This is a genomic window from Micromonospora sp. NPDC048839, from assembly GCF_040649915.1.
Taxonomy (GTDB): Bacteria; Actinomycetota; Actinomycetes; order Mycobacteriales; family Micromonosporaceae; genus Micromonospora.
Map to the genome: position 1 here is coordinate 60,190 of NZ_JBEZGL010000008.1, position 14,619 is coordinate 74,808.

Genomic DNA, 14,619 nt, shown 5'->3' on the forward strand with positions numbered 1-14,619 from the left:
CCTGGGGCTGATGCGACGCGTCGCCACCGCAGGGCGGCGACGGCGTGGCGATCGACCGAGGAGCAGCCCGCCATGCAACGAACCCTGTCCCACCACCTGCCCACCCGGATCGGCACGCCCGTGCGGATCGCCGGGTGGGTGCACCGCCGCCGACTGCTCAAGTCGGTGGCCTTCCTGATCGTGCGCGACGCCACCGGCCTGGCCCAGGTGGTCGTCACCGACCCGGCCGTCCGTGCCGAGCTGGAGAAACTCCCCGAGGAGACGGTCGTCGAGGTCACCGCGACGGTGACCGCGAACGACACGGCGCCCGCCGGGGTCGAGCTGACCGACCCGGAGGTACGCCCGCTCGGGCCGCCCGCCGTGCCGCCACCGTTCGACCTGTACCGGCCGACGCTCACCGCGAGCCTGCCCACCCAACTCGACAACGCGCCGACCGCGCTGCGCCACCCCACCCGGTCGGCCGCGCTGCGGATCTCGGCGGCGGCGGTGGCCGGCTTCCGGGCCGCGCTCGACGCCCGCGACTTCGTGGAGATCCACACCCCGAAGGTGGTCAGCTCCTCCACCGAGAGCGGGGCGAACGTGTTCGCGCTGGACTGGTTCGGTGGTCCCGCGTACCTGGCCCAGTCGCCGCAGTTCTACAAGCAACTGATGGTCGGCGTCTTCGAACGCGTCTACGAGGTGGGGCCGGTGTTCCGGGCCGAGCCGCACGACACCGTCCGGCACCTCGCGCAGTACACGTCGCTCGACGCCGAGCTGGGCTTCGTCACCGACCACCGCGACGTGATGCGGGTGCTGCGCGACACCCTGGCCGGGATGCTGGGCACCGTGGGCGAGCGGGCCGGCGCCGCCCTGGCGACGCTGGGCGTCACACCACCGGAGGTGCCCACGGAGATCCCGGCGGTGCACTTCACCGAGGCGTTGACGATCGCCGGCGCGCCCGCCGACGAGCCGGACCTCGCGCCCGCCCACGAACGGGCGCTGGGTGAGTGGGCCCGCCGCGAACACGGCTCGGACTTCCTCTTCGTCACCGGCTACCCGATGGCGAAGCGACCGTTCTACACGCACCCGGACCCGGCGCGGCCGGCGTACTCGAACGGTTTCGACCTGCTCTTTCGCGGGCTGGAGCTGGTCACTGGCGGGCAGCGGCTGCACCGGCACGCCGACTACCTGGCGGCGCTGGCGGCCCGGGGTGAGCCGGTCGAGCCGTACGCCGGTTACCTGGACGCGTTCCGGCACGGCATGCCGCCGCACGGCGGCTTCGCCATCGGCCTGGAACGCTTCGTGGCCCGCCTGGTCGGCGCGGCCAACATCCGGGAGGTCACCGCGTTCCCGCGGGACCTGCACCGGCTGACCCCCTAAAGGGATGCGCGGGCCGGCGTCGTACGACGCCGGCCCGTGCGGCGTCACAGCCCCTTGAACAGGTGGGAGGTGATGACCAGGACGGTCCGCTCGGCAGCGGGGATGACGTTGCGTCGCCGGAGGACGTCGTAGGCAGCCAACACGGTGCAACTGCTGATCTCCCAAGTGTGCCCGTGTCGACTCGCCCGCTCGTACCAGCTGGTTGCCACGTCTTCCGGCACCACCACGACGCTGCCCGCACTACGGGTCACCGCGGCCTGGGCCTGGACGGTCGTGCTGTCCCCGGCGATCGAGTGGAGGCTTCCGGCGCTGTCGGGAAAGCGCGCGGCGATGTCCTGGCCGGCAAGCACGACGGACAACCTGGGGAAGGGTTCGACCAGGTGAAGGCGTGGCAGGGGGCCGCCGGTGAGGGCGGACCACTCGGCGAACCCGAGGTGGATGCCCCAGGCCAGATCGCCACGGCTCGACGGGATCACGACGTGGTCCACCCCGGCAGGTACGGCGGCCGCTATCTCCCAGGCGATGGCCTTGTAGCCCTCGATCCCGAAACAGCTACTTCCGATGACGATGTCGGCGACGTTGGAGACGGCCAACGTGTCGGGACGGTCGGCCGCCTCCTTGACGTACCGGATGCGTTCCTCGTCGGTGTCGAAGGTGCGCAGGTCCGCTCCGAGCCTGCGCAGCGGCTCCGCGAGCGATTCGGGCAGCCAGGTGAAGCCGGCCACCACGGCCCGGAGGCCGACGGCGGCGGCGAAGGCGGCGGTGGCCAGCCCGGCGTTACCTGACGATCCGACGACGACGCGCTCGTAACCCGAGGCCTTCGCGTGGGTCACCGCCATCGCCGCGAACCGGTCCTTGTGGGACCCGGTCGGATTCGCCGCCTCGTTCTTGACGAGCACCCCGTCGAGCCAGGGCAGCGGGAACAGCGGTGTGTCCCCCTGGCCCAGATTCGGAACGACGGGGTACGGCACCAGTTGGTCCTGGCGTACCGCCTCGGCGGGGTAACGGCAGAACAGGTTCGAGCCGCGGCCGGCGGCCGCGCAGGAGGGGCACCCGAGCGGGTAGTCGCCGACCGGATGGTGGGCAGCGCATCGAATGCACTCCAGGGCCGTGACCGCGGTACCGGTCGGTGGGCGTACCGCGTCCGTCATGTCACGTCCCAGCGGCGTGGGTGCGCTCGTCGGTCAGGCCGCGACGAGGGTCGCGAGTCGGCGCTCGACCACCGGCAGCACGTCGGCGGCGGTGATCGGGCGGCCCAGCTCGGCGGTGAGCGAGGTGACGCCGGCGTCGCGGATGCCGCACGGCACGATCCGGTCGAAGTACGTCAGGTCGCAGTCGCAGTTGATCGAGAAGCCGTGCAGGGTGACGCCCCGGGCGACCCGGATGCCGATGGCGGCCACCTTGCGGGCCGGCCCCCGGTCGTCCTCGGGCACCCAGACGCCGCTGCGTCCCTCGACCCGGCCGGCGGTCAGCCCGAACTCGGCGCACACGTCGATGAGCAGCTCTTCGGTGCGGCGGACGTAGGCGACCACGTCCACCGGGTCGGGCAGCCGCAGGATCGGGTAGCCGACGAGCTGCCCCGGCCCGTGCCAGGTGATCTTGCCGCCGCGGTCCACGTCGACGACCGGGGTGCCGTCCGTCGGCCGGTCCCACGGCTCGGTGCGCTTGCCGGCGGTGTAGACGCTCGGGTGCTCCAGCAGCAGCACGGTGTCGCCGCGCTCGCCAGCCACCACCGACTCGTGCAGGCGTCGCTGCTCGTCCCAGGCGGCCTGGTAGTCCAGCAGGCCGGCGCGGACGGCGGTGAGGCCGGAGATCGTCGCTGTCACGGTGTCCAGCCTAATCCCGCTCCCGGCGATCGTCGCTGGTGAGCCGTCTCACCAGGGATGCGGCGCGGCGGCGACGAACGACGAGGGCGACGGCGAGCAGTAGCGGCACCGCCAGCGTGAGGTAGACCCAGAGCGGGGCGGCGAACGGTGACGGCCGGGGCTCCGGCCCACCGAACGCGGCCCGGGTCAGCAGGTCGCTCGGCACCATCAGGTCGGTCGAGCCGACCGGCGTGGTCACCAGCACCTCGCGACCGCCGTCGGGCGACAGCGCGGCGAGAACGGCCTGCCGGTCGGTGTCCTCTTCCATTGGGCTGACGTACCGCAGGACGGGGTCGTCGCCGCGCCAGCCGATGACCTCGCTGACCGAGGTGCCGGCCGGCAGGGCCTGGCCGACGGCGTGGCCGGTGGCCATGTCCAGGAACTCGATTCGCCAGGTGCGCGCCGCCGCCTCCTCGGACGTGCAACGGGGCCCGGCGCAGCCGTCGAAGGCGAGCAGCGCGAGCCGCCGACCGTCGGGATGCCAGGCGGCCGGGCCGGCGAGTTTGCGTCGGTCACCCAGGTCGACCTGCCAACGAGGGCCGCCGCCGGACGGGTCGACGACAACCAGTCGCCCGTGTTCGGTGAGTTGGGCTGGCACGTCCGGCCAGCCGGTGACCGCCACCAGGTCGCCCCCGGGTGACCAGGCCGCTGCGGTGTGCGACGCGAAGGTGCCGACGTCGAGCGTCCGCTCGGTGTCCCGGAACGGGTCGACGACGAGCAGGTCGTCGGGCTTCTCCGGGTCGTTGAGCTGCTGATTGTCCGGCCCGTAGGTGATCGCGTCGTCGTCGTTGTTGCGGGTGGCCAGCACCTGTTGCCCGTCCGGTGACCAGGCCATCAGGTAGTTGCCGGTGCTCATCGTGCGGCGCTGCCGGCCGGTGGTGAGGTCCAACAGCTCGCCGGAGTACGGCCGCAGGTAGTGCCGTCCATCCGGGGAGAGCAGCCCGTGCCCCTCGCCGATGGGGATCGGGATCAGCCGGTACGCGCCGTCCCGGTCGACGAGCACACCTGTCGACTCGAAGTAGCGGGTGCGGTCGGTGAAGAACACCAGCGCGGCCGGGCCGGCCGCGCGTTGCCCCACGGTGGCCTGCCACAGCCACGGATTGTGCACCCGGGTCGGCACCACGCCGGTCGTGCTGCCGGAAGCCGTCGTGCTGCCGGTACCAGTGCCGTTCGCGGCCGTGGCGGTTGGCGCGCTGAGTGCCACGAGAACCAGCGCGACACCGATCGCCGCTCCGCGGCGCAGTCTCCGGCCCCTCATTCCCATCGGCCCATTAGACGCGACGCGAGCCCGTCACGACGTCCCGAACGGTCGTGGCGTGGTCTACCGGTCGGCCTGCGGGATGCGCCAGAGCCAGACGTCGTCGACGCGCTGCGGCTCGCCGAACAGCGCGGTGCCGGTCCGTCGCAGCGCCTCCTCGTCGACCTCGAACTTGGCGCCGTGCACCTGGTCGGCGAGCACCACCGTCTCGATCCGCCAGTGCCGCAGGTCCGACTGCACCTCACGGATCGTCCCGTCGGTGACGATCGGCACCAACCCGGTACGGCCCGCCTGGTCCATCAACGCGCTCAGGGTGCGCGGCACCGGGCCGATCCGGCCACGCCCGTCCGGTCCACCGGGGCCGAGGAAGAAGCCGCCCGGGATGGCGAACTCACCCTGCCGGTGCGACAACGCGTACGCCTGCCAGCGCTGACCGTCCGGGTAGATGTCCACGGTCAGCGGCACCGGGGTGAGCACGCCGTCCGGTGAGACGTAGTCCCGCCAGGTGCCGGAGGTGATGAACCGGGGAACGGGCTCCCGCTCGTCGGTCAGCAGCGGGGTGGGCAGCAGCGGCACCAGGGCCACCGCGAACCCGATCAGCCAGGCCAACTCCGTGGAGCGGTGCCGGGGTGGTGCGGCGCGCAGTTGGTCGACGGCGTACGCCAGCAGCACGCCGATCACCGGCGCGACCACGAGCGCCAGCCGGGCCGGCAGCGCGGCGTTCACCACCGGCAGTTGTCCGAGCAGGTCGAACGGCATGGGCAGGTCGGTGCGGCGCCCGTCGACCTTGGCGACCGGGCCGAAGGAGAGCACCGAGAAGATCAGCGCGAGGACGCCCAGCGCCCAGAGGGTGGCCCGGCGGCTCGGGTCGGCCCGCCGCCAGAGCGCGACTAAGCAGACCACGGTGAGCACCAGCAGCGGGATGCCGAAGAACGAGTTCTCCTCGGTCGGGTTCGGTGCCAACGAGGTGCCCAGCCCCGCCTCGCCGGCCAGCGAGCGGCGCGGGAAGGCGGCGAACGCGGCGATGTCCTCGGAGTGGATCACCGGGTCGAAGCCGGTGCCGTGGAACCGTTGCGGCCCGGCGAAGTGCAACCACAGCGGGTACGACAGCAGCACGCCGGCTACCACGGCGGTCACCCCGAGCCCGCGCAGGAAGGTGGGCAGCGCGGCGCGGGCCTCGGCCCGGTTGGCCGGGTGCAGCGCCCAGATGGCGACGAACACCCCGAGCGCCAGCGCCGTGAAGAACAGCCCTTCGGCGGCGATCGAGAACGCCACCGCGACCAGCACGCCGAGGATCACCCCGTCGCGCAGCCAGTGCCCCGCTCGGCGCAGCGCGAACAGCCGCCAGATCAGCAACGGCACCAGCCAGCCGGCGGTCCAGTTCAGGTGGGCGTTGGCGTGCGAGACCATGCCGGGGGAGTAGGCGATGAACAGGCCACCGACCCCGGCGGCGAGCCGACTGCGGACCAGGTGCCGGGAGAGCAGCCAGTACCAGGCCAGCGCGGTGGCGAGCAGGTTCAGGGTGAGGATCACCAGGAACGTCGCCGGCGGCCCGATCAGGTACGTGAGGGGTGCGAACACCACCGCGTACACCGTGATCGAGGTGTTCACCGCGAGGTTCACGCCGTCCGGGACGTTGATCAGGTACGTGAAGAGCGGGTTGTCTCCGTGGGTGACCGCGTGCCCGCCGAAGGCCAGCAGCCACTCGAAGAGCGCCTGGTCACTGGAGTTGACGGTGATGGTGCGGACGTTCGGGTCCCGCCACAGCCCACTCGTCACCCAGACGGCGAGCGCGAACGCCACCAGCACGACGATCAGGTCGGCCCGGCGGTCCCGGACGACGCGCGGCGGTGACGCGGGTGCGGGCCCGGTGGCCAGCGACGGGGAGGACGGCACGCAGCGGACGTTACCAACCGGACCTGGACAGGCCGGTCAGACCTGCAAGGAGGGGACCGTTGTTGTCGCGTGGGGTTGGGGAGGACTCGCGTCGACGGTCCGGCGTACACCTCGGCGGCCGTGAATGTGTGAGCGCGCCCCATGTCATGGCGGCGACACATCGTCGTAACGTCACGGCAATTCGACCGTGACCCAGTTCACAGTCCGCCCCTTCCAGGAGGCCGCCGTGCGCCGCTCCTCGTCCATCCTCACCCGCCTGATCGGCGTGGGCGCCGGGCTCGTCCTCGCCGCAGCCGGCGCGGTCGCCATCGCCGCACCCGCCCGGGCCGCGACCCTCACCCAGGTCACCGGGTTCGGCTCCAACCCGGGCAACCTCGCCATGTACGCCTACCGGCCGGACAGCCTGCCCGCCAACTCCCCGGCCGTGGTGCTGCTGCACGGCTGCACCCAGACCGCCGCCGGCTACTTCTCCGGCTCCGGTTGGCAGAAGTACGCCGACCAGTGGAAATTCTCCCTGATCGTCGTCCAGCAACCGTCCGGCAACAACGCCAACTCCTGCTTCAACTTCTTCGAGGCCGGCGACACGGCCCGGGGTCAGGGTGAGGCGCTGTCCATCAAGCAGATGGTCGACCACGCCAAGGCGAACTTCGGGGTGGACGGCTCCCGGGTCTTCGTCAGCGGGCTGTCCGCGGGTGGGGCGATGAGCGCGGTCATGCTCGCCACCTACCCGGACGTCTTCTCCGCCGGATCGATCATCGCTGGCATCCCGTACCGCTGCGCCACCAGCATGGTCAACGCCTTCAGCTGCATGAACCCGGGCGCGGACAAGACCCCGGCCGCCTGGGGCGACCTGGTGCGGGGGGCGTACTCCGGCTACACCGGCCCGCGGCCCCGCGTGGCCATCTGGCACGGCACCTCGGACCCGACGGTCGCCCCGCTCAACGGCACCGAGTCCCGCGACCAGTGGACGAACGTGCGCGGCATCTCGCAGACCCCGACCAGCACCTCGTCGCTGCCCGCCAACACGAGCCTGGAGGTGTACGGCAACGACGAGGTACGGCTCTACCGGGTCTCCGGCATGGGCCACGGCACTCCGGTCGACCCGGGATCCGGGGCGGACCAGTGCGGCACCGCCGGGGCGTACCTCCTCGACACCATCTGCTCGACGTACCGGGACGCGCTCTTCTTCGGCCTGAACGGCGGCGGCACCACCCCGACGGCCACGCCGACCCCGACGGCCACGCCGACCCCGACCCCCACGGCCACGCCGACGCCGACGGCGACCCCCACCACGCCCCCGACCTGCGTGACGGCCAGCAACTACGCCCACGTGGTGGCCGGCCGGGCGTACCAGTCCGGTGGCTACGCCTACGCGAACGGCTCCAACCAGCGGATGGGCCTCTACAACACCTTCTACGCCAGCGCCCTCAAGCAGACCGCCCCCAACTACTGGGTGATCGGCTGCTGACGCCCCCACCCCCCACCCCTGTCGATCATGAGGTTATTGCCACGACACGCCGATGCGAGTGGCAATAACCTCATGATCGACGCGGTGGGGCGGGGGCCGAACCGCCCCTAGGCCGTCAGGGCTTTTTGGAGGGCTTGGGGGAGGGTGGGGTGCTGGTACGGGTAGGCCGCGCGGGCCAGGGCGCCGGGGAGGACTCGGGCGCTGGTGAGGGCCTCGTGGGCGAAGCCGCCGAGCGCCACCTTGAGCGCCAGCGCGGGGATCGGGACGATCGCCGGGCGGTGCAGTTGTCGGGCCAACTCTCGGGTGAACTCGGCGTTGGTGACCGGGTTGGGTCCCACCACGTTGACCGGGCCGGCGATGTCATCGTGGTCCAGCAGGAAGCGGGTCGCGTCCAGCCAGTCGGCCATCGAGATCCACGGCAGCCACTGCCGGCCGCTGCCCAGCCGGCCGGCGATGCCCAGCTTGAACGGCAGTAGCTGCGGCTTGAGCAACCCGCCGTCGCGGTCCAGCGGCAGGCCGGTGCGCAGCCGGACGACGCGTACCCCGGCGTCCTCGGCCGGCCTGGTCGCGGCCTCCCACACCCGGCAGACGTCGGCCAGGAAGCCCTCGCCGGCCGGCGCGTCCTCCTCGACGGCCCGGTCGCCGGTGTTGCCGTACCACCCCACGGCCGAGGAGTTGAGCACCGCCCGCGGACGGTTGGCGGCGGGGAGCCCGGCGATGGTGGCGGCCAGGATGGTGGTGCTGTCCACCCGGCTGGTCCGGATCAACCGTCGGTAGTCGTCGTTCCAGCGCTTGTCGCCGACGCCAGCGCCCGCCAGGTTGACCACCGCGTCCGCCTCGGCGACCACGGCCGGGTCGAGCTGCCCGGCGGCCGGGTCCCACCGCCGCTCCTGCGGGTCGCGCGGCGACCGACGGACCAGCCGGGTGATCTGGTGCCCGTCCGCCGTGAGCCGGTCGGCCAGCCGGGTGCCGAGGAAGCCGGACGCGCCGGCCAGAAGGATGCGCATACCCCCATCTTCGTCCAGAACGCCACCGACGGATGCGTCGAGCCGGCGACGGTGGGGGTGTTCCGGCAAGAAATCTGCGCCGCACCGCCGTGCCGCCTGGAAAACGCAGGTCAATGGGCGTCCCGGCCAGCGAAAAAGGCTTCCACGCAGATTCGGCGGTCACCGCGTTTCCGCAGGTCAGAGCGAACGTGAATGCAGTGTTCACGATTGCTTCCGGCATCGATCCGGCTGACCATGAGTCATCCGAGAGCGCTCCCGATTGGCGGGATCGGCTCGCCGTGCCCGCCGTCGGGCGAGACCTGAGGAGGAACAACCATGCCGATCCTGGTGACCGGAGCGACCGGGACCGTCGGCGGCAGCCTGGTTCGGCAACTGGTGAGCGCCGGGCACGACGTACGGGCGCTGACCCGCGACCCCGCGTCGCCGGCGGCCACCGCGCTGCCCGGCGGGGTGGAGGTGGTGGCGGGGGACTTCGCCAGCCCTCATACGCTGGTCGCGGCGCTGCGCGGCGTGACGCGGATGCACCTGGTGGCGATGGACGGGTACGGGCCGCTGACCACCGGCGCGGAGATCCTGGAGTTGGCCCGGCAGGCCGGTGTCCGCCGGGTCACCCATCTCGGCCACAACGATCCGAGCCGGGCGGACGACGACCCGATCGAGGCACCCCACCGGCCCCTGCACCGGGCCGTGGAGAACTCGGGCCTGGAGTGGACGCACGTCTTCCCCGGCGAGTTCATGGCGAACACCCGCGATTGGGCGGCCGACATCCGCACCGAGGGCGTGGTGCGGGCGCCGTTCAGGGACTGGAACAGCGCGCTGGTCCACGAGGCGGACATCGCCGCGGTCATCGTGGCCGCGCTGACCGAGGACGGCCACGCCGGCCGGGTGTACCAACCGACCGGGCCGGAACCGGTCCGCCGCCGGGACGCGGTCCGGATGATCGGTGAGGCGATCGGCCGTCCGGTGCGCTTCGACGAACTGACCCCGGAGCAGGCCCGCGAGCACTGGAAGGACCTCTACCCGACCGAGGTGATCGAGTGGTTCCTGGAGATGGGTAGCTATGCCGAGGACAGCGGCTGGGTCGCCCCCGACGTCGAGCAGGTGACCGGACGCCCCGGGCGCACGTTCCGGCAGTGGGCCGCCGAGCACGCGGACGACTTCCGCTGACGACGCCCGGGGCGAGGGCCGTTGACGGTCAGGCCGCGCGGACGGGCCTGAGGGGTCAGGCCGCGTGGGCCGGGCGCAGGTCGGCGAGCAGTCGCTCCACCTCGGCGTACGCCTCGTCGCTCAGCGGGCCGAGGGCCAGGGTGGCCAGGTTCTCCTCGGCCTGGGCCACGGTGCGCAGGCCGGGGATCGGGACGGTACGCGGGCTACGCGCCAGCAGCCAGCCCAGCGCCCCCTGCGCGAGGGTCCGCCCGTCGGCGGTGAGCGCCGCCCGAACCTGGTCCACCCGGGCCGCCCAGCGCGGCGTCGGCTGACCGTCGGTGAACCACTCCAGCCACTCCGGCGCGCGCCCGCGCACGTCGTCCGCCCCGACCGCCCGGGTCGACCCGGTGAGCAGCCCCATCGCCAGCGGCCCACGGTTGAGGCTGGCCAGGTCGTGGCTGTCGCAGACCGCCAGCACCCCGGCGTTGTCGCGCAGCACCGACTCGTCGTGCTGGATCGCGGCGCAGTGCCGACCGGCGGCGGCGAACGCCTCCGCCGAGGCGGGGTTGTCGGTGCTCCAGCCGTACGCCCGGATCTTGCCCTGGTCGACAAGGCCCTCCAGGGTGTCGACCAGGTCGAGCGCGGCGGGCACCGGCAACTCGGCGATGTGCAGTTGGTACAGGTCGACGTGATCGGTGCCGAGGCGGCGCAGCGAGTCTTCCAGGCTGCGGACCGTGAACGCCGGGCTGGCGTCGGTGCCGAGCCACCGCCGGGTGTCCTCCTCGCTGACGTTGCCGAACTTGGTGGCGATCACCGCGCTGTCCCGCCGGCCGGTCAGCGCCCGGCCGAGGATCCGCTCGCTGTGCCCGGCACCGTAGTTGCTGGCCGTGTCGAACAGGGTCACGCCGAGATCGAGCGCCCGGTGGATGGTGCGGATCGACTCGTCGTCGTCCACCTCACCCCAGCCGTACGGCTGTCGGTCGTCGCCCCAGAGCGGTCCACCGATCGCCCAGCACCCCATGCCGATGGCGCTCACCTCGAGGCCGCTGCGTCCCAGCGTCCGTGTCGTCGTCATGACGACCAGCCTCCAACCTGGAGCGCACTCCAGGTCAACCACTACGATCTGGCGACATGAGCGGTTACGCCCCTTCGGAGGCCGCCCGCCGCAGCGGCTTCAGCCTGGACACCCTGCGGTACTACGAGAAGATCGGCCTGCTCGCCGACGTGGAGCGGACGGCGGGCGGGCAGCGGGTCTTCACCGATGACGACCTCGGTTGGCTGGTGCTGTTCCGCTGCCTGCGCGACACCGGGATGCCGATCGCGCAGATGTGCCGCTACGCGTCTCTGGCCCGCGAGGGCGAGCACACCGTCGCCGAGCGACGCGAGCTGCTGGAACAGCACGCGGTACGGGTGGAGGAGCAGATGCGCCTGCTCCAGCGCCAGTACGACCACCTCCGGGAGAAGATCCGCTTCTACGAGCGGCTGCCCGAGCCGGTGCCGGAGGCCGAGCACGCCGCCGCGATCGGCTCGGCCGTCAGTCGGTGACGCGCGGCGGCGCGGCCAGGCCGAGGATTTCCTCGGTCGTCCCGGGCCGGCCGGTGAGCGCGTTCAGCGCGGAGACCAGCCGTTTCTCCTCGTACCGGAAGTGCGACTCCAGCAGGGCGGCCAACCCGTCCAGCTCGCCGCGCACCTGGGCGAGGGGCATGGCGGTCTCGCCGGCGAGCAGCGCCTCGACCCGTTCCAGGATCCCCGCCACCACCTCGTGATCGGTGATCAGGTTCGCGATGACCGGGCGCAGTTCGGGCACCTGCTCGGCCAGCAGCCGGAACGCGCCCGCGTCCTCGCCGGTGTGGTGTCGGCCGAGTGCGGCGCAGAAGGTCAGGCAGTGCGCCCGCAGGTCCCGGGACGGGGTGTCGAGACCGGCCCGGAGACGGGCCAGTTCCGCGCTGAGCCAGAGGTGGATCTCGATCATCTGATTGCCGACGGCGGCGAGCCGGTCGGCCGGTGAACCGGTCGGGTGCACGTTCGTCCCATGCTGTCCCCGCGCCTCCGTGCCCACGGCGGCCTTCGGGCCGGGTACACCGCGACGCTGCGCCGGAGTCTATCCCGAACCGATCAGGGCGTGGTGGGCTCGTCCGTCTCCCGGACGTCGTGCCAGCGGGCACGCCAGGCGGCCTCGTGGGCCTCGTGGGTGGTGCGCTCCTGAAAGACGGCGGCCCGCAACGCGTGCCGGGAATCCGACATCACCATCACCTCGACGGCCACCAGCGCCACGCAGATCACTGTCGCGAGGGTGAGCGTGCCCAGCGCCGGCAGGTGCTGGCCGACCGGCAGGGCGGCCGTCAGCACCACGATGACGCCGACCCGGGTCCAGGTGACGGTGTGCAGTGTCCGTAGCTGGAACAGCATGTTGACGGCGAAGTAGCAGATCAACCCGCCGAACAGCATCGGTACGGCCGGTCCCTCGACCCGCTCGGTGATCCCGCCGGCCGGGTCGGTGATCTTGTGCAGGACCTGCTCGTTGCCGATCGAGAAGAGGATCACCCCGGCGATCATCGGCAGGTAGAGGTACGCGTACGCGTCGCGGGCCATCGCCACCCGGGGGGCGCCCTCCGCCGCGTGCAGGGCGATCCGGGCGGCCGGCCCGACGAAGTCGAAGTGCGCCCACCAGAGGGCGGCCGTGATCACGATGCCCAGTGCCGCGGCTGCCACCGCCGGCCAGGTCACCGGCTTGCCGAGCAGATTGCCACCCACCCCCGTGGAGATGATGGACTCACCCAGCGCGATGATCAGAATGAGGTCGTAGCGCTCCGTCCAGTGCTCGGCACTCGTCACCCCCCAGCCCCAGGTGCCGACGATGAAGCCGGTCGCGTACTGCACCACCACCACGGAGATCCACAACACGTCGCGGACCAGTGCGGCCTGGTCCGGATCGCTGATCCGCGGCGGGATCAACGCGGCGGCCAGCAGCAGCACGATGCTCACCGCCAGCTCCGGGGCGAAGCGGCGCAGCTGCCGCCGCTCCTGCGGGCTGTCCCGCACCACGTGCTGATAGAGGATCATGTGGACGGCCCGGACCACGACGTAGCTGACGGCCACCAGCATCGGGCCGCCCGCGCTCTCCTTCGGATCGCTGAACGCCTGCGGCAGCGCCAGCGCGAACGCGAACAGGGCCACCATCGCGATCACCATGAGCACCGGCACGTAGCCCTCGCCGAGCCGGACCCGGGTCGCGACCAGGCTGTGCACCACCCAGATCCACCAGAGCACGGCGAGCACCAGAGCGGCGTGCAGCAACTGTCGGCCGGAGATGTTGGCGGCGGTCGCCCGCGTGATGATGAAGAACGAGAAGACGAAGACCAGGTCGAAGAAGACCTCGAACTTGTCCACCCGGGCACCGGGGGCGATCGGGACGGCAGGACCCAGTTGCCCACCCCGCCGGTAGCTGCCCACGGTCCCACTCTGGCAGCGTCCGGCCTGGTCCAAGGCCCGAACAGCAATGGCGGCGCAGTGGAGAGTTACCTCCGGCCCGGGGCGGGAAAACGCCTGGACCGGCCTTCATTCGGTTCCGGAGCGCCGGCTGTCGGCGCGGAGGCCGAATCATGGCCGCCACCGGCCCCCGGCAGATGGCCGGCCGGTCCGACCCACCCTGGACAAGGATGGATCATGACGACGAATAACCCGATCACCACGTCATTCGCCCATACCTCCACGGCCATGGACGTGATCCGGGGCGTGGACCTCGTCCGGCGGCGGGCCATCGTCACCGGCGGATCGTCCGGCATCGGCGTGGAGACCGCCCGTGCCCTGGCCAGCGCAGGCGCGGAGGTCACCCTGGCCGTCCGCAACCCCGACGCCGGCCAGCAGGCCGCCGACGACATCACCGGCACCACCGGCAACGACCGGGTCATGGTCGCGCCGCTCGACCTCGCCGACCAGGGCTCCGTCGCCGACTTCGTCGCCAACTGGGACGGACCGCTGCACATCCTGGTCAACAACGCCGGCATCATGGCTGCGCCCCTGAGCCGGACTCCGCAGGGCTGGGAGATGCAGTTCGCCACGAACCACCTCGGGCACTTCGCGCTCGCCACCGGGCTGCGCCCGTCGCTCGCGGCCGCCGACGGGGCCCGGATCGTCTCGGTCAGCTCCGCCGCCCACCTGCGCTCACCCGTGGTCTTCGAGGACATCCAGTACGACAGGCGGGAGTACGAGCCGTGGCAGGCGTACGGGCAGTCGAAGACCGCGAACGTGCTCTTCGCCGTGGAGGCGAGCCGCCGCTGGGGCGACGACGGCATCATGGCCAACTCGCTGATGCCCGGGGCGATCCGGACCAACCTCCAACGCTACGTCAGCGAGGAGGAGCTGAACCGGTTGCGCGCGGGCAACGCGGCGGCCTGGAAGACCGTCGAGCAGGGTGCCGCCACCTCGGTGCTGGTCGCCGCGTCGCCGCTGCTCGACGGCGTGGGTGGGCGCTACTTCGAGGACTGTCAGGAGGCCGCCCCGGCCACGCCCGGCGGTCGGACGGGCGTCGCGGAGTACGCGTTGGACCCGGAGGCCGCCGAGCGGCTCTGGAAGGTGTCGACCGATCTGCTCAAGAGCTGAGGACCGCAGACGACAGGG

The 14,619-nt window shown here is 72.0% G+C and carries 13 protein-coding genes; 5 read left to right on the forward strand and 8 right to left on the reverse strand.

The annotated features are described in order from the left end of the window. The first annotated feature begins 72 nt into the window (after positions 1-72). Positions 73-1,359 carry an aspartate--tRNA(Asn) ligase gene (gene aspS, locus AB0C25_RS17095; RefSeq protein ID WP_357374102.1) on the forward strand — a complete coding sequence of 429 codons (1,287 nt, stop codon included), beginning with the start codon at positions 73-75 and terminating at the stop codon, positions 1,357-1,359. Between the two features lie 44 nt (positions 1,360-1,403). Here aspS and AB0C25_RS17100 read toward each other — a convergent pair whose 3' ends face one another. From AB0C25_RS17100 to AB0C25_RS17115, 4 genes are read right to left on the reverse strand one after another with little or no spacing between them, the layout of a single operon-like run. After that, positions 1,404-2,510, reverse strand: coding sequence for a PLP-dependent lyase/thiolase (locus AB0C25_RS17100; RefSeq protein ID WP_357374104.1), 1,107 nt, complete (start codon positions 2,508-2,510; stop codon positions 1,404-1,406). Between the two features lie 33 nt (positions 2,511-2,543). Next, complete coding sequence (gene lipB / locus AB0C25_RS17105; RefSeq protein WP_357374106.1) at positions 2,544-3,185, reverse strand: lipoyl(octanoyl) transferase LipB; 642 nt, start codon at positions 3,183-3,185, stop codon at positions 2,544-2,546. A 10-nt stretch (positions 3,186-3,195) separates the two neighbouring features. After that, positions 3,196-4,488, reverse strand: coding sequence for a hypothetical protein (locus AB0C25_RS17110; RefSeq protein ID WP_357374108.1), 1,293 nt, complete (start codon positions 4,486-4,488; stop codon positions 3,196-3,198). A 57-nt stretch (positions 4,489-4,545) separates the two neighbouring features. After that, positions 4,546-6,378: a DUF2079 domain-containing protein gene (locus tag AB0C25_RS17115; protein ID WP_357374110.1), complete on the reverse strand. Its 1,833-nt coding sequence runs from the start codon at positions 6,376-6,378 to the stop codon at positions 4,546-4,548. Positions 6,379-6,604: 226 nt separating this feature from the next. Between AB0C25_RS17115 and AB0C25_RS17120 the strand changes: the two genes are divergently transcribed. After that, positions 6,605-7,846: a PHB depolymerase family esterase gene (locus AB0C25_RS17120; protein ID WP_357374460.1), complete on the forward strand. Its 1,242-nt coding sequence runs from the start codon at positions 6,605-6,607 to the stop codon at positions 7,844-7,846. A 107-nt stretch (positions 7,847-7,953) separates the two neighbouring features. Here AB0C25_RS17120 and AB0C25_RS17125 read toward each other — a convergent pair whose 3' ends face one another. After that, positions 7,954-8,853 (reverse strand): TIGR01777 family oxidoreductase, encoded by a 900-nt coding sequence (locus AB0C25_RS17125; protein WP_357374112.1) that lies wholly within the window; start codon positions 8,851-8,853, stop codon positions 7,954-7,956. 315 nt (positions 8,854-9,168) lie between these two features. Between AB0C25_RS17125 and AB0C25_RS17130 the strand changes: the two genes are divergently transcribed. Continuing rightward, positions 9,169-10,020: an NAD(P)H-binding protein gene (locus AB0C25_RS17130; protein WP_357374114.1), complete on the forward strand. Its 852-nt coding sequence runs from the start codon at positions 9,169-9,171 to the stop codon at positions 10,018-10,020. A gap of 55 nt (positions 10,021-10,075) precedes the next feature. Here the strand turns inward: AB0C25_RS17130 and AB0C25_RS17135 are convergent, their stop codons facing one another. Continuing rightward, a complete protein-coding gene (locus tag AB0C25_RS17135) occupies positions 10,076-11,074 on the reverse strand; it encodes an aldo/keto reductase (RefSeq protein WP_357374116.1) in 999 nt (332 codons plus the stop codon). 56 nt (positions 11,075-11,130) lie between these two features. On the opposite strand from AB0C25_RS17135, the gene AB0C25_RS17140 reads away from it, so the two are divergent. Then, positions 11,131-11,544, forward strand: coding sequence for a MerR family transcriptional regulator (locus AB0C25_RS17140; protein WP_357374118.1), 414 nt, complete (start codon positions 11,131-11,133; stop codon positions 11,542-11,544). Here the strand turns inward: AB0C25_RS17140 and AB0C25_RS17145 are convergent. Together AB0C25_RS17145 and AB0C25_RS17150 are read right to left on the reverse strand one after the other, a co-directional pair. Then, positions 11,534-12,022 (reverse strand): hemerythrin domain-containing protein, encoded by a 489-nt coding sequence (locus AB0C25_RS17145; RefSeq protein ID WP_357374120.1) that lies wholly within the window; start codon positions 12,020-12,022, stop codon positions 11,534-11,536. The two genes, AB0C25_RS17140 and AB0C25_RS17145, sit on opposite strands and share 11 nt — an antisense overlap. A gap of 92 nt (positions 12,023-12,114) precedes the next feature. After that, positions 12,115-13,452: a low temperature requirement protein A gene (locus AB0C25_RS17150; protein WP_357374122.1), complete on the reverse strand. Its 1,338-nt coding sequence runs from the start codon at positions 13,450-13,452 to the stop codon at positions 12,115-12,117. Positions 13,453-13,665: 213 nt separating this feature from the next. Here AB0C25_RS17150 and AB0C25_RS17155 point away from each other — a divergent pair, with 213 nt between their 5' ends. Next, positions 13,666-14,601 (forward strand): SDR family NAD(P)-dependent oxidoreductase, encoded by a 936-nt coding sequence (locus AB0C25_RS17155; RefSeq protein WP_357374124.1) that lies wholly within the window; start codon positions 13,666-13,668, stop codon positions 14,599-14,601. Positions 14,602-14,619: the final 18 nt, after the last annotated feature.